General features: G+C 55.9%; 12 protein-coding genes. 9 read left to right on the top strand and 3 right to left on the bottom strand.

The features are described from left to right. Positions 1–158 precede the first annotated feature (158 nt). On the top strand, positions 159–3,035 hold the full coding sequence (locus ACQ4N7_RS29000; protein ID WP_430714920.1) for a tetratricopeptide repeat protein: 2,877 nt from the start codon (positions 159–161) through the stop codon (positions 3,033–3,035). A 75-nt stretch (positions 3,036–3,110) separates the two neighbouring features. On the opposite strand, the gene ACQ4N7_RS29005 is transcribed toward ACQ4N7_RS29000, so the two are convergent. From ACQ4N7_RS29005 to ACQ4N7_RS29015, 3 genes are all read right to left on the bottom strand, one after another. Continuing rightward, on the bottom strand, positions 3,111–3,257 hold the full coding sequence (locus tag ACQ4N7_RS29005; protein WP_430714909.1) for a hypothetical protein: 147 nt from the start codon (positions 3,255–3,257) through the stop codon (positions 3,111–3,113). A gap of 130 nt (positions 3,258–3,387) precedes the next feature. Beyond that, entirely contained in the window at positions 3,388–4,659 is a 1,272-nt protein-coding gene (locus ACQ4N7_RS29010) for an IS256 family transposase (protein WP_430714910.1), read from the bottom strand. Between the two features lie 28 nt (positions 4,660–4,687). After that, positions 4,688–4,963: a hypothetical protein gene (locus ACQ4N7_RS29015; RefSeq protein WP_430714911.1), complete on the bottom strand. Its 276-nt coding sequence runs from the start codon at positions 4,961–4,963 to the stop codon at positions 4,688–4,690. A 420-nt stretch (positions 4,964–5,383) separates the two neighbouring features. Here ACQ4N7_RS29015 and ACQ4N7_RS29020 point away from each other — a divergent pair, with 420 nt between their 5' ends. The 8 genes from ACQ4N7_RS29020 to ACQ4N7_RS29055 all read left to right on the top strand — a co-directional run bounded on the left by ACQ4N7_RS29020 (position 5,384) and on the right by ACQ4N7_RS29055 (position 14,709). Continuing rightward, a complete protein-coding gene (locus tag ACQ4N7_RS29020) occupies positions 5,384–6,256 on the top strand; it encodes a calcium-binding protein (protein WP_430714912.1) in 873 nt (290 codons plus the stop codon). 101 nt (positions 6,257–6,357) lie between these two features. Then, positions 6,358–6,600, top strand: a complete 243-nt coding sequence (locus ACQ4N7_RS29025; protein ID WP_430714913.1) for a hypothetical protein — start codon at positions 6,358–6,360, stop codon at positions 6,598–6,600. Between the two features lie 87 nt (positions 6,601–6,687). Beyond that, positions 6,688–8,010: a hypothetical protein gene (locus tag ACQ4N7_RS29030; protein ID WP_430714914.1), complete on the top strand. Its 1,323-nt coding sequence runs from the start codon at positions 6,688–6,690 to the stop codon at positions 8,008–8,010. 46 nt (positions 8,011–8,056) lie between these two features. Beyond that, on the top strand, positions 8,057–9,226 hold the full coding sequence (locus tag ACQ4N7_RS29035) for a DUF1822 family protein (protein WP_430714915.1): 1,170 nt from the start codon (positions 8,057–8,059) through the stop codon (positions 9,224–9,226). Beyond that, entirely contained in the window at positions 9,223–11,625 is a 2,403-nt protein-coding gene (locus ACQ4N7_RS29040; RefSeq protein WP_430714916.1) for a CHASE2 domain-containing protein, read from the top strand. Before ACQ4N7_RS29035 ends, ACQ4N7_RS29040 begins: the two co-directional genes overlap by 4 nt. Next, entirely contained in the window at positions 11,622–12,332 is a 711-nt protein-coding gene (locus ACQ4N7_RS29045) for a hypothetical protein (RefSeq protein ID WP_430714917.1), read from the top strand. The genes ACQ4N7_RS29040 and ACQ4N7_RS29045 overlap by 4 nt, the downstream gene beginning before the upstream one ends. Positions 12,333–12,955: 623 nt before the next feature. Next, the gene (locus ACQ4N7_RS29050) at positions 12,956–13,894 is read left to right on the top strand and encodes a caspase family protein (RefSeq protein ID WP_430714918.1); all 939 of its coding nucleotides are present in this window, start codon (positions 12,956–12,958) and stop codon (positions 13,892–13,894) included. Positions 13,895–13,977: 83 nt separating this feature from the next. Next, a complete protein-coding gene (locus ACQ4N7_RS29055) occupies positions 13,978–14,709 on the top strand; it encodes a tetratricopeptide repeat protein (RefSeq protein ID WP_430714919.1) in 732 nt (243 codons plus the stop codon). The last annotated feature ends 109 nt before the right edge of the window (positions 14,710–14,818 follow it).

Raw genomic sequence — 14,818 nt, forward strand, 5'->3', positions numbered from 1 at the left:
ACACCTCGCCGACGTAATTGAAGGAGTTCCGTTCAAAGATGGATACCGGGCTGATGACAACGCCGATATGACCCAGATGCAGGATGCCGCCTAGATCCTAGCCATACACCAGATTTGACAATATCTCGATTGAGGACCAGCAGGGGCAAGCCCAAACACTGAGTAGTTTGGGTAGTGCCTACTGGTCATTGAACGACTACCGAGAGGCGATCGCCTACCACGAGCAAGCCCTGCCGCTGTTCCAAACGATCGAAGACCAACAGGGACAAGCTAATGCGCTGAGTAATTTGGGTAATGCCTACTTGTCATTGAGCGACTATCAAGAGGCGGTCGCCTACTTCGAGCAAGCCCTGCTGCTGTACCAAGCTATTGAAGACCAGCAGGGGCAAGCCAAGGTGCTGAATATTTTGGGTCTTGTCTACGGGTTATTGAACGACTACCGAGAGGAGATCGTCTACCTTGAGCAAGCCCTACCGCTGTTCCAAGCTATTGAAGACCAGCAGGGGCAAGCCAATGCGCTGGATAATTTGGGTAATGCCTACAGGTTATTGAGCGACTACCGAAAGGCAATCGCTTACTATGAGCAAGCCCTGCCACTGTACCAAGCCATCAAAGATCGGCAGGGGCAAGCCGATGTGCTGAATAATTTGGGTAGTGTCTACCAGTCATTGAACGACTATCAAGAGGCGATCGCCTACTTTAAGCAAGCCCTGCCGCTGTACCAAACGATTGAAGACCAGCAGGGGCAAGCCAAGGTGCTGGATAATTTTGGTAGTGCCTACCAGTCATTGAGCGACTACCAAGAGGCGATCGCCTACTACGAGCAAGCCCTGCTGCTGTACCAAGCGATCGAAGACCGGTACGGACAAGCCAGTGTGCTTATGGGTCTGGGTTTTGCCTACGAGGTATTGAGCGACTATCAAGGAGCGATCGCCTACTTTGAGCAAGCCCTGCCGCTGTACCAAGTCATCGAAAACCAGCAGGGGCAAGCCAGGGTGCTGAATAGTTTAGTTCGTGCCTACGAGGCATTGAGCGACTATCAAGGAGCGATCGCCTACTACGAGCAAGCCCTGCTGCTGTACCAAGCGATCGAAGACCGGTACGGGCAAGCCAGGGCGCTGATGGGTCTGGGTAGTACCAACTCATCATTGAGTGACTACCAAGGGGCGATCGCCTACTATGAGCAAGCCTTGCCGCTATTTCAAGCCATTGAAGACCGGCAGGGGCAAGCCAATGCGCTGGATAATATGGGTTTTGTCTACTTGTTATTGAGCGACTATCGAGGGGCGATCGCCTACTTTGAGCAAGCCCTGCCGCTGTACCAAGCCATCGAAAACCGACAAGGGCAAGCCAGGGTGCTGATGGTTCTAGGCTTTACTTATGAGTTATTGAGCAACTATCAAGGGGCGATCGCCTATTACGAGCAAGCCCTGCCGCTGTACCAAGCCATCGAAAACCGCTCAGGAGAGAGTCTTTTGCTGAGCAACTTTGGAGCGGTGCTAGCCGCCCAAAATCAGCCTGAACTAGCGATCGCATTCTACAAAGCCTCCGTCAACCTCCGCGAAAGCATCCGTGCAGATCTCCAAGAACTGCCCGAAACCCTCCAGGCGTCGTACACCGAGTCGATTTCAGAGAGCTACCGGGAACTGGTGCGGTTGCTGCTAGAGCAAGACCGTGTGCTAGAGGCCCAGCAGGTTTTAGAACTACTGCGGGTGCAAGAAATTGACGAGTACCTGCGCGACATGCGAGGCAATGTCCAGACTGCCGAAGGGCTAGACCTGTGGGAAGCAGAACGTCAGCTCTTGACAATTTACATGGAGATGGTAGAAGCCGGGCAGGGCTTTGAAGCCTTTCTCAACCGTTCTGAGGTGCAGGCATTCACCCAGCAGCTCCAGCGCAATGCACGGGGGCAAAACCTCAACCCTGAAACCCTGGTGCGGCTTCAGAATGACCTCAAGCAGTTAGACAATGCCGTTTTGCTGTATCCGCTGATTTTGGACGACCGCCTGGAGCTGGTGCTGGTCACTCCCGACGGGCTGAAGCGCGAAACGGCTGCGATCGATCGCGTGCAGCTCAACCAGTTAATTGCCACCTTTCGCACCGACATTACCGGACGCAAACCCGAGGTAGAGCAGTCGGCTCAGCAACTCTACGACCTGCTCATTCGTCCGTTAGCCCCTTACCTGGACGATACCGAGACCATTCTCTACGCCGCCGATGGGCAGTTGCGCTACATTCCGTTGGCGGCGTTGCACGATGGCGAACAGTGGTTGGCGCAGCGGTTTAGCGTGAATCTGATTACGGCGGCTTCGTTGACTGACTGGGGGCGATCGCAGAGCACCAACCTCTCCGTGCTGGCCGGGGCATTTTCAGAAGGCAACTACCGGGTCAAAGTGGGCGACAAACTGCTGGACTACAGCGGCCTACCCTACGCAGGTCTAGAAGTTGAGCGCATCGCCGCCGATATTCCTGCTACCCAGGCCTATTTCAACCAGGACTTTAGCCGTGCCGCTGTGGAGCACGAGCTGGCAGAGCACTCGATTGTTCACTTTGCCACCCATGCCGAATTTGTGGCTGGGGCACCCCACGAGTCGTTTATTTTGTTTGGTAACGGCGATCGCATTACCCTGCCCGACATCGCCCAGTGGTCGCTGCCCGGTGTAGACCTGGTGGTGCTGAGCGCCTGCCAAACAGCCGTCAGCAGCGAACTGGGGCAGGGGGAAGAAATTCTCGGCTTTGGCTACCAGATTCAGCGCACCGGGGCCAGGGCTGCGATCGCATCGCTCTGGTACGTCAACGATGGCGGTACCCAGGTGTTGATGAATGCGTTTTACACGGCACTGCAAAACGGCTACAGCCCAACGGTAGCTCTGCGTCTGGCCCAGCAGGCCTTAATTGAAGGCGACCTTTCCATCCTGGGTGAAGGCATTCGCGCCGACTTTGAGCTGATTACCGCCGGTTCAGAGGCACCCAATAACACCCTTAACCATCCCTACTACTGGGCACCCTTTATTTTGATCGGCAACGGGCTGTAGCTGCTAACCACAACCCATTGCTCAATAACGTGTGAAGGATCAACGATTGCTTTTCCTATCTCTGAGCCCTTGCTGCTAAAACTCATCTCCGCTCAGGGCTTCTGTCTGGGCATTGCCGCCCACAACCGGGTGCAGGGTGACTTCAATGGTCGTCCAATATTCCTTGTTGCCTTCGCGCTCCACCACAAACTCTGTAGGGTCGCTAAAGGTAGACAACGCCATATTGCGACGAAACTTCTGCTGGTCAGTATCCCAATCGATGCCGGTGGCAAAGCGTAAATCGCAGGTGCAGGTGCCCAGATCGTCTACCGTGAGATTAGAGATATTGTCAAATCTGGTGTATGGCTAGGATCTAGGCGGCGTCCTGCATCTGGGTCAAGTTGGTGTTGTCATCAATCCGGTATCCATCTTTGAACGGGACTCCTTTAATCACGTCAGCAAGGTGCTTAAAGCCTCGAATTCTGAGCCAGCTTTTTTGAGCACTCTCGACCAGCTTGAAGACCAGGGCCAGGATAGTGTCCTTGGAGACACAGCCACGGGTCTTGTCGGTTCTGAGGCGTACGGTAGCAAAGGTCGATTCAATAGGGTTGGTGGTGCGAATGTGCGCCCAATGCTCAGCGGGGAAGTCGAAGAAGGTCAGCAAGACATCCCGGTCTTTGGCTAGACACCGGGTGGCCTCGGGATACTTGGCCTGGTAGGTTTGGATAAAGCGATTAAAGGCTTGGCTGGCCTCGGTTTTGCTGTCTGCTCGATAAATCTCCCAGATTGCGCGTTTGGCCTCGCTTTGCTGACGTTTGGGGAGTTTGTTGAGCACGTTAGCGGTCTTATGCACCCAGCAGCGCTGTTTCTTCGTGGTGGGAAACACCTGAGGCAGGGCTTTCCAGAAGCCTAAGGCCCCATCACCAATGGCTAAATGGGGCGCTTGGGCGAGCCCCTGGTCTTTGAGCCGCAGCAACAGTGATTTCCAACTCAACTCCGATTCCCGATACCCCGCCTCCAAGCCCAGGAGCTCTTTATGGCCTTTGTCCGTGACCCCGATGATGACCAGAATGCACTGCCGTTCGTCGGCGCGGATATTGAAGTAGATGCCATCAGCCCAGATATACACATAGTGATGCTGCCGTAGCGACCGCTGCTGCCACCGCTGGTGCTCAGTGCTCCACTTGGCTTTCAGACGGCCAATGGTCGCCGAAGAGAGCCCTTTTGTGTCTGAGCCCAACAGCGACGACAGCGCCTCACTAAAGTCCCCGCTAGACACCCCTTTAAGGTACAACCACGGAAGTAAGTCCTCTACGCTGCGGGCGCGTTTCAGATACGGCGGCAGCAGGGCAGAGGTGAACTTTATCCCGCTGCCACTGCGGTCTCGCACCTTCGGCACTTGAATCTCCACCTCCCCGACTCCAGTCGTAATCGTGCGCTCCGGCAGGTAGCCGTTACGCACAACAACCTGCCGTCCTTGCTCATCGCGACGGTCTCGATACTCTGCTAGAAAGTCTTGCAATTCCGCTTCGACGGCTTGGGCGATGATCTGTCGGGCTCCCCGTCGAATCAGATCGCTCAGCGCGTCGCTGAAACTCTCCGTTGTCTCGCTCGCGGGCAATGCAATAAGATTGTCGTCATTCATGGTGTATTCCTTCGCTGGTTACCTTGCTTCATCCAGCAGGATACGCCCTTCCTTCTTTTCCCTCCATACACCAGAAATCAACATAACTCGTGAGATTATCGTTGGCCCGTACGTACATAAACCGTAAGGTATTGCCCGAGTCAACATCCACCAGCTTAAAAACCGCATCGACGGGGTTGCCGTTCATGACCGTGAGCTGGCTGTAGCCGCTGCCCACGGGGGGCGTAATCTGGGTACCGGTGAGTAGCGAAACCGGCAGCCGCAGCATAGGCAGGGTGGCGATGTCTTCCAGAGAGGTAGCCATTGGGGTGAAGCGGATGCGTTGTGGATTGGATGTTAGAGAAGGTAACGCTGCCGCTAAACCACACAGCCCAATTAAGGCCGCGACCTGTCGCAGACGCTGGGTCGGTCGGAGCGTAGTAGATACAACAGTCATGGGGAAGCCCTCTGAGGTAATAGCAAAGAGGCCCTTGGGTCTCTCCGACCTTACCTATGGCTCAGTCTTAGGGACTTATTCACTGGTTCAACGATTCAGTGCCTGCCTATGCCAGCATTAGCCCCAAGCGTCATAGCTCAATGTTGTCAGGGTCAACACCTAGCTCTCGCCCGCGAGGAGGGTAATTCTAATGTATCGCCCTCGTCCGTGAATAAGCTCTCTAACACCAGACATAGCTATAGGTAACGCGCCGCAACCGGGCCGTTATTTATAGCTAGGAGCTTTACCATGACCGTTATTTTTGGCAGCGACTTTGGCGATACAATCTTCGTTTCTCCAGACAACAGCAGCGTTTATGCTGGAGCCGGAGACGACTATATTTTTGGCAGCACTGGATTTGACACTATCGATGGCGGTGCTGGCTTTGATGTTCTGGACTACAGCTCATTAAATACACCAATTTCCTTAGAAGCGACTGGAGTTGTCAACAAAGGTTTGGCTGGCACTGATCAGATGTCCTCTATCGAAGCGATCGTTGCACCTGCTGGCCAGTTTAATCTCATTGATGCTTCAACACCCTCTAATTCTCCCGTGTCAATTGTGGTAGATTTGGCCCTCAACAGCTTGACCGTTAATGGTATCCCAGGGAGAGATAGTCTTTCTAGAACCGTTGTCAATTTTACCGATGTGATTGGCACCAGCCAGGCCGATGTAATTTTTGGCGATAGTCAAGACAATATTCTCATTGGTGGTGGCGGTGATGATTTCATCTTTGGGGATAGTGGAAATGACCTGCTGGTTGGCGGGTCGGGCAGCGATAATTTGATTGGCGGATCGGGCAATGATGTGCTAAATGGATATGGCTTTACCAGCGGTGAGGTGGATATTTTAGTTGGTGGTGAAGGTAGTGATCTCTTCGTACTAGGAGATGCTCTTGGCTCCTATTATTTAGGGTCAGGCTACGCCATTATTGATGACTTCAACCCCTTTGAGGGCGATCTGATTCAGGTTTTTGGTAGCGCCAGCAATTACTCGTTGTCGTTTCAGCCGTTTACCTCTACCAATACTCTAGACACGCTAATTTTTGCGGGCAGCGATCTGATTGGTGTGGTGGCTGGTACGACTAACGTAGTTCCAGCTCTAGATTTTGTGGCCGCCTAATTGACCCAAGAGATCTACGTTAGTGGCGCATGGATAGGCTAAGGCTTTGGCTAACACTGTGCGCCCGCTCGCCCCTTACTTACCTATCGGGAGAACTCACGATGAGACAGCCCCACGCTAACCACTGCATGCTGGTGCTTTATGGCCACCTGCTGAAATACTTTTTGCTGAGTGTCGCTAGCGGCACGGTGGCCTGTTTAGTGGCCTCTGTGTTGGGCGTGGGCTTTCTCGTGGAGGCCATTGCGGCGATTGTGCCCGCTCTGCTTTGGCGGGGGGTGGCGCTAATGCTCTGTTTGGGAGTCATGACGATGATCGTTGAGTCGCTGCTAGCCGGAGATGAATAAGTTCCTCTGACCCAGCCATAGGTCAAGATAGCGCGTTGGATCTTTGGTTGTTCATGCAAAACTAGTCGCAACCCAGCCCCCGGAATTATGACGATATTTCGATACTGGCAACTCATTCGCATCACCAGTTCAGGCAAGTATCAGGCGCACCTGCTGACCCAGGTACAGGAGTGGCTTCAGCAGGCGTTTGCCGACTCGGTGAACCGCGCCGATACGCAAATGACTGATTTCCAGAAAGCTTTGCTCGATCGCTGGCATTCAAAGGCCGCCCAGGCAGACTTGGCGTTGCTCAGTCTGCGCTGCTTTGTCAGTCACCAAATTCGCGATGCCTGCGATCGCCTGACTCAAAAGTTTGGCAAAGATTACGGCTTCACCACCGCCGAACTGCTGGCGGTAGTGCTCGATGACGACGGGCGATCGCCCTCGACCTATCGCCCCTTTACCCAGCAAATTTTAGAGAGCTACGACCCGGCCAAAGCCGCCCTGAGCACCTGGAGCAATCAGCTGACCTGCAACCACCCGGAGCTAAACCAGCTGCTGCTGGAAAAAGGGCTTTATCGGGCCAGCCCTTGGGCGATTTTGAACGACACCAGCCTGGAGCAGGTGGAGAAAATCTTGCGCACTTTTCACCTGTGCAGCGAGTACGAGGTAAAGGCGGGGAGAGCACTGCTGGAGCAGTATAAGCGGGTGTATTGCCGCGATCGCCTGGCTCAGCGCCAGGCTGGTGGCCCCCGCCGTTGCCAGCCCCCCACGCCCGAGCATCTGCGGGAAATGAACGCGACCCTTGAGCAGCTCAAACATTTGGCCGAACTATTGCGCCAGTATCGGATCCATGTAAGGGGTGGTTCCGGCGGCCCCTATCGGCTCGAAGTCCCTGACTGGGAGCAAGTGCCCGACTCGACTCCCGTACCCGATGAGCAAGAGGAATTTTTAGAGGCGTTTCGGCAGGCGGTTAAGCAGGGTTTGGCAGGGGCGATCGCCCAGGTCATCGCCGCCAACAGTCATCGGCTTAGCCAGAAGAAAACCCCTCAGGATGACGTCTACATCAAGGGGTTAAATCGCTATTACTGTCTGGGGCAAACCATAGGCGCTCTGGCGACGGAGCTGAGCCTGGGCAACTTTGCCCGTGCCCGACGGCTGCTAGACCTCCAACGTCTGCGCGCCGATGTGCGCCATCGGCTGCTCCCCACCCTGTACGAACAAGTGCGGCAGGAGGCCGTTGACTACAGTTCCCCCGAGCAGCTCCATCGGCTCGATCAAACCCTAGAGGCTGTTTTGGCCGAGCACATCGACGGCCTGCTGGCCGAAGACGCCGCCGCTGCCCAAAGCCCCAACCGCTCTGGCCCCACCAGCCTATTTGCCCAGCAGCTCTGCGCCACCATTCACCAATTTATGCCCGACTCGGAGTAAGACCATGACTTTCCCTACCTTCCATTCACCCGCTAACTTAAACGCCATGAGTGATTCCCTCGACCCCATCGATTTTGAGTTTGACCCACTGCGGGCCACCACCGTCACGCTCCCGCAGCCATCCGTGGATTGGGCTGTGCAAGTCTCTCAGCAAGTAGCTGACCCTAGCCAGCAGTGGTCTATCTTCCTGCGAGCCATGGCGCTGCAAGGGTTACAGCAGTGGCTAGAGGGCGGTGCCCTAGATTTGGCCCTTTACTACGATCGCCACCAGCCCCCTACTCCCGGCATCAACGGTCGGGTGGGCGGCTATCGTCTCTGCCTGGTGGCCCAGGGCAGCCTCAGCGACGATGAGGTAACGATTCCAGCCGCCACAGTGCAAGACGAGACCAACTTTGCCCACCTCTATATTTTGGCCGAGGTGCAAGAAGAAGTTGACCAGGTGACGATTTTGGCCGGGCTGCGGCGCGATCGCCTGCTGGCTCAGCAGCAAACTCTGGGCCTTACTCCCCAAACCGACGGTACCTACCGCATCCCCATCCACTGCTTCGACACGACTCCGGAAGACGTGCTGCTCTATCTCACCTGCCTCAATCCGGCTCAAATTAGCGGCTCCCAGGCCAGCGGTGCAGAGACAGCGACAGCCCCGATCGCAGTCTCTCAAACCCGCCCTCAGCCTGTACAAACCCGCGCCCCGATCAACGTCGGTCGCTGGCTGCTCAACCAGCTCGACGCCGTAGCCGACAACCTAGCCTGGACGCTGATGCCACCGTTGGCCCCTGCCAACGCCATTCGCTCCATAAGAAGCCCCGTGGAGCAGCTGGAAGATATTTTGCGAGAGTTGCAGCCTGCAGGCGTAATCATTCCCTCCACCGCGCGCGGGGCTTACACCGACCTACAGCAAACTGTGGGGCTACCCTTTCGCCTCTACGCGCTGACCTGGACTCTGGTTGAGCCTCGCCCTCCAGAATGGACGCTATTTTTATTCCTCGGCCCCGCCCCCGGCGAACAATTGCCCCCCGGTACGCGGTTGATTGTGCGCGATGCCACCACGATCTTGGTGGAGCAAACCCTAGCCCAGGGCAACGAAAGCGGCTTTCTCTACGCCCAGGCGATCGGCACCTGGCATGAAGCTTTTACCGCCACCGTCGAGCTGCCCAACGGCAATACCCTCAACTGGCCTCCGTTTGTGTTTCAGCCAGAGATTTCCCAATCATGACCTACCACCTCACGATTCACAAAATTGACCAGAGCTGCCTGTTTGAGCTGGCCTGGGGCAAGGGGCAGCGCCTGACCGCCAGCCTAGCGTTTCCGACGGGGTTGCTTAGCCTGTACGAAACCTGGCGACGGGCCTACCTGGGTTACTACAAGCAGTCATTGCAGCTCCCGCCGCCGCCACCGCCACCGCCATCGTCACTGCGGGGGCGTCCTGGGGTCGCGGGGCAGGTGGCTGCCCCAGCGACCGATTGGCACAGCCAACTGGTGCAGGCCGAAGCGCGGCTGCTGTCGGAGTTTCACACCTGGCTGAAGCACGCTGACCTGTTTGATCTGCGCGAAGAGCTGCGGCGGATGGCTGAAGATACTCAGAATCAGGCGCTATTTTTGACCTGTACGCCTCTGGATCTGGCCCGGTTGCCCTGGGAAACCTGGGAGTTTGGTGCCCAGGTGCCGATGGTGCGATCGCCTGCCACTGTCCGCTCTGCCACTGCCAATCGCAAAGAGTTTCGGCGAGGTAAGGCGAGGGTGCTAGCAATCTTAGGGGATGACACTGGGCTAGATTTTGCCCAGGAGCGCCACGCCCTCAACGCCCAGCGTCGGCTGCTGGATATTCACTATGTGGGCTGGCAACCGGGAGAAAATACTGCCGCCCTGAAGACCCGAATCTGCGAGGCAATCGCCGACCCCCAGGGCTGGGATGTGCTGTTTTTTGCTGGGCACAGCAACGAAGCGGCGCTGCTGGATGGGCAGATTTCCATTGCTCCCCACACCGCCATTGCTATCAAAGAACTCAGCCCTTACCTGCGCAAAGCCCAGCAGCGGGGGTTGCAATTTGCTCTGTTTAACTCGTGTAGCGGCCTCGATATTGCCCAAGGGCTGGTTAACCTAGGGCTCAGCCAGGTGGCGGTGATGCGCGAACCGATCCACAACGAGGTGGCCCAGGTTTTTTTAGAGCAGCTGGTGCAGCGCTTAGCCCGCTACGAAGATGTGCAGACGGCCTTGCTCGGCACCTGTCAGTTCTTAAAGCTAGAGCAAAACCTCACCTACCCCTCGGCTTACCTGGTACCCTCCCTCTACCGTCATCCCGAGTCGGTGCCCTATCAAATTCAGCCCACCAAGTGGCAGACAACCCTGCACCGCTGGCGGCCTACCCCCTGGGAAGCAACGGTGGTTGGCGCGATCGGCCTGCTGAGCCTGCTGCCCATCGTCCAAGACTCTCTGTTGAGCCAGCGGGTGTGGGCCCAGGCGGTGTACCGCCGGGTCACTGGACAATTGGGCCAGGCCAGCCCAATTGTGCTGGTCAGTATTGACGATCGCACCATCCAAGAGCGCGGTATTCGTGACCCCTCCCCCATCGATCGCGGGTTGCTGGCCGATGTTGTCACCCAGCTCGGCGACCTCGATGCCCCGGTGGTGGGCATTGACTATCTGCTCGATCGCCCCATTGATGCCGAGGCCGAAGCCGAGTTAAGACAGGCGTTAGAACAAGGGGTTGAACAAGCCCAGCGCTGGTTTGTGCTGGTGACCAAACGCAACCGAAACCCCGGTGCAGACTGGCTCACCACCCACCCCACCATGGCCTCGTTCAACTGGAGCCTGGAGGGAGACAGCCGGGTGCCCTGGTGGCACGTCAGCCTGCGGGGTAGGTCAGGGCGACCTTTGCCTTTTAGCTACCAACTGGCGATCGCCCACCACCTCAGCCAAAATGCTACCCCAGAAGGACCTCGCCCCGACCTGCAAAGCCAAACCTCCCTAGAGGCCATCGTCGAAGGCTATTGGCAGGAAGCCTACAGCGGGCGAGCCCCGATTTCGCAGCGGGCCAATCTCTCGATACCGGCCAATCTATCTCGCTACCTCTACCAGCGCTGGCTGCACCCCATCCTGGATTTTTCCCTCCCCCCTGACCGGGTATACCAGACGATTCCGGCCTGGCAGCTGTTGCAAAACCCCAACCAGGGACTTCAAGACATTGGCCTGTCTACCCTGGACGGGCAGGTGGTAATGGTTATAGCGGGAGGCTACGACGAGGTGAGTGACGACAACTGGCCCCTGCCTGCCGCATTGGTCCACTGGCACGGGCAGAGCGGTATTCTCACTGGAGGGCAAGCCCATGCCTACATGACCCACCACTATTTGACCGACCACCTGGTCATGCCCATTCCCGACCTGTGGATGGTGCTGGCGGCGGCGGTGGGGAGCAAGGCGATCGCCCTCGGGTTCGGTCAGCGCATTCGACGACACCCGATAAGATCGCGCTGGATCTTTGCCGGTGGAGTCACAGGCTATGGCTGGCTCTGCCTGCAACTCTATGTCAGCGGCCTAGTGCTCTTACCCTGGTCGCTGCCCCTTTTGACCACCGGTTTGCTCCTTTTGCCCTTTACTAAAGAGAAAGCACAATGACCTGGTACAACCCGTTTTCGTTGACCCTGGCTCTGGTTGGTGCTGCAACGCTTAACAGCGGTAGCCTACCCCAGCCCGTTGCGGCCCAAACGCCAGAAGCACTCGCCCCAGAGTTTGCCTCGGTGTGGGATTTCTTTCGTCGCGAAGCCGACGATCGCCGAGCCGGTCGCGATGGTAGCCCCAGAGGCCCTTTGTGCAGCATTACGCCGGGAGAGGAAACCGTCTGGAACCGCACGCCGCTCTTTGTCTGGCAGGGTGCCAGTAGTATTGGCCTGCGACAGCCCCATCAAGACATCCTTTGGCAAGAAACTGCGACAACCGTGGTACTCAAGGAGGATGAGAGAGAACTCTATCAGTCCTACCGTCCAACAGAAGCCCTAGAACCTGGGCGCTACGAATGGCTGTTTTTTATAGTGCCGTCTCAGCATGCGGCCTGGAATTCTTTTGAGGTGATGGATGACGACACCTACAAGCAAATTGCCGCCGAGCTAGAAACTCTAGAGGCTTCTCTAGCGGCTGAGAATGCCGACGCTGAGACCATTGCCTTAGCGCGAATGTCCTTTTTTGCTGAGCGCAATTTGGCCTCTGATGCGCTGCAAGAGCTGTTTGCTGTGGCTGATCCTTCTCCAGCTATACAGCAACGGCAGGCTGAAGTGGTCGAAAGGTTTTGCTCCGAAGAGTCTAAAGAGTCTGACCAGGCTGAATAACTTCCCTCAGCCCAGACATAGGTAAGAACAGATGCGTTCTTAGTAACCCTTATGTTCAAACGATTTTTTGGTCGGTTCAAACGGGCAGTTTTGTTTGCTCTGGCTCTATGTCTCGGTCTGGGGCTGGCGATCGCCCCAAAGACTCAGTCTTTTGCGGTCGCGCCTGGCTCCCTGGCCCATGCTTCTGTTCACAGAGGCTCTACCCATATTGATCGAGGATGGGTTGCGGCTAGCCCAGCTCGTTCTGAGTCAAACGTTCTTGACGACCTTGAACCAGAAGCACAAACAGATGCTGGCTGGTTTGGAAGGCTCTTTCGCAACTGGCTGCCGTGGTCGGTGATTGTGCCTCTGACTTTGCTCTGGCAGGGAGCAGCTAGCATTCTCAGTCGGCGTTGTCCGAAATGCTATCAATTCTCTCTAAAGCGCACCATAACGACTTTGGAAGAGGCGACTAATAGCACCCCAGGTCGGCGGCAGGTTGAGACTTGTTGCACAAGCTGCGACTATGCCGCCACCGAAGTTCAACGGACTCCATCGTTCTCAGAGTATGGCGGTGGTGGTGGCGAGTAGCTGCACCCGGCAATCCAGTGTTCATGTTTGCAATCCTCAATCAGGAACTATCTATGACTCGTTTTCAACGCCGTCGATTTTTGCAGTTTGCCAGTGCGATCGGGTTGGCAGTGGGCCTTGGCTCTTTGACCCCAGCAACCCGGCCCAGCTACGCCCAGGCTGCTCCCCGCAAGCTGGCGCTGCTGATTGGCATTGATGAATATACCAATCCCCAAATTCGCCCTCTGCGGGGCTGTGTGACCGATGTAGAGTTGCAGCGGCGGCTATTGCGCGATCGCTACGGCTTTGCCGACACCGACATTCTCACTCTCACCAATGGCGAGGCTACGCGAGAGGCGATCTTGGGGGCGATCGCGCAGCACCTGGTACAGCAGTCCCAGATGGGGGATGTGGTGGTGCTGCATTTTTCGGGCCATACTACCCGAGATGTTATTGCCGATGGCAACTGCAAGTCTGGCGATTGCTGGATCGGGGCACTGCTGCCCACCGACGCTGAGCTTTGGGGAGAGGAATTCCCACCCAGCGCTATTACTCGATCAGACCTGGAAGCTGCCCTCAGCCCCCTGGCGACAAACAATCTGACAATGGTGTTGGATGTGTTGTACGGCGGCAGCTTTGCCAGCAATGGCAGCGGCTTTGCCCAGGAGAGATCGTTTTTTAAGGGGGTGCTGCTGGCGGCGTCAACGGTGGATCAATTGTCGGCGGAAGTTCGCTTGGAGGAGAGGTATGCTGGGGCGTTTACCCACACGCTGACCCAGCATCTGTGGCAGCAGTCTGGCACTGAGTCGTTTGCGGAGGCGATGGCGGCGGTGATACCCGCCACCGAGGCACTGGCCAGAGAAAACCGAATTGTGCAAACTCCAGTTCTGGTTACTGCCAGGGCAGACGATGCCCAGCAGCCGATTTACTTTACGGCTCCGCTGGTGCCAACCGAAACCAGTCCAACCACCAGGCCATCGGCCAGATCGGTCACCCGGCAAAACCATTGCTAAAAACTCTTGGGGCAAATGTGAATAAGCTCTATGAACCCAGCGATATAGATCAGTAACGGGTTAACTCTACCGGGAGAATCGTCATGCAGCACAACTGGGGGCGGTGGGTGATTACGGTGTACTGGCTGAATCAGTTTACTCAGTTTACTCAGTTCCTCAGGTTAGCTGTGGTCACTGGGTTGGTGTTGGTCAGTAACCCAGTGATGATAGTGCAAGCATTGCCCCTAATATCCCAACAGACGGAAGCGCAGACCCGACCCGAGATAGAACCTGCCGATTTGCTGGCTGAAGCAACACGTCTCTATCACCAGGCCCACGAGCAACAGCAGCCATCTATGTACACCCAAGCTGCATTGCTGGGTCGCCAAGCTCTGGTATCGCAGATGCAAAACCTTGATGAAAATCACTCAGATATCACTAGTAGCCTTGCATTTCTCGACGAACTGTACCAGCAGATGGAGCAAGTGCCGACATCGCTCCCGGCTGTTCATCAGATAAAGCTAAGAATTGCTGAAGGCCTCGATCGCCAGCTTCAATCAGTGCGATTTGCGACAGATCAAAAAGAGCAGGCTATACAGCTAACAGAACAACTCCTGGCGCTTTATCAAGAAATTCTAGGCCACAGTCATCTAATCACTATTCGTTATCAGCTTAGCTTGGCTCGATTATACAAATATCAAGACATTAACGAACATGCCGAAAGTCTCTTCAGATCAGCCCTTCAGATATGTCGAGATTCCTTAAGCCTGATTGAAAGCCACTCTTGTATTCAAGAAAGCCTTGAGGGTCTCAAATACCTTTATAGCGGTTCCTGAATGGGCGAGGTACGATCAAAGTAGAGGAAATACTGCGCACGCTACAGTCTTGGTTTTCCTTTAGGAGAGTGTGATGAAAGCCTACTCACTTGACTTCCGGGAAAAGATC

It is taken from the genome of Nodosilinea sp. AN01ver1 (assembly GCF_050565655.1).
Classification (GTDB): Bacteria; Cyanobacteriota; Cyanobacteriia; order Phormidesmidales; family Phormidesmidaceae; genus Nodosilinea.

What these genes read in the sequence shown, in the direction of transcription:
- ACQ4N7_RS29005 (WP_430714909.1), bottom strand. Translation starts at nt 3,257, where the DNA reads ATGGCGTTGTCTACCTTTAGCGACCCTACAGAGTTTGTGGTGGAGCGC.
- ACQ4N7_RS29010 (WP_430714910.1), bottom strand. Translation starts at nt 4,659, where the DNA reads ATGAATGACGACAATCTTATTGCATTGCCCGCGAGCGAGACAACGGAG.
- ACQ4N7_RS29015 (WP_430714911.1), bottom strand. Translation starts at nt 4,963, where the DNA reads ATGGCTACCTCTCTGGAAGACATCGCCACCCTGCCTATGCTGCGGCTG.
- ACQ4N7_RS29020 (WP_430714912.1), top strand. Translation starts at nt 5,384, where the DNA reads ATGACCGTTATTTTTGGCAGCGACTTTGGCGATACAATCTTCGTTTCT.
- ACQ4N7_RS29025 (WP_430714913.1), top strand. Translation starts at nt 6,358, where the DNA reads ATGAGACAGCCCCACGCTAACCACTGCATGCTGGTGCTTTATGGCCAC.
- ACQ4N7_RS29030 (WP_430714914.1), top strand. Translation starts at nt 6,688, where the DNA reads ATGACGATATTTCGATACTGGCAACTCATTCGCATCACCAGTTCAGGC.
- ACQ4N7_RS29035 (WP_430714915.1), top strand. Translation starts at nt 8,057, where the DNA reads ATGAGTGATTCCCTCGACCCCATCGATTTTGAGTTTGACCCACTGCGG.
- ACQ4N7_RS29040 (WP_430714916.1), top strand. Translation starts at nt 9,223, where the DNA reads ATGACCTACCACCTCACGATTCACAAAATTGACCAGAGCTGCCTGTTT.
- ACQ4N7_RS29045 (WP_430714917.1), top strand. Translation starts at nt 11,622, where the DNA reads ATGACCTGGTACAACCCGTTTTCGTTGACCCTGGCTCTGGTTGGTGCT.
- ACQ4N7_RS29050 (WP_430714918.1), top strand. Translation starts at nt 12,956, where the DNA reads ATGACTCGTTTTCAACGCCGTCGATTTTTGCAGTTTGCCAGTGCGATC.
- ACQ4N7_RS29055 (WP_430714919.1), top strand. Translation starts at nt 13,978, where the DNA reads ATGCAGCACAACTGGGGGCGGTGGGTGATTACGGTGTACTGGCTGAAT.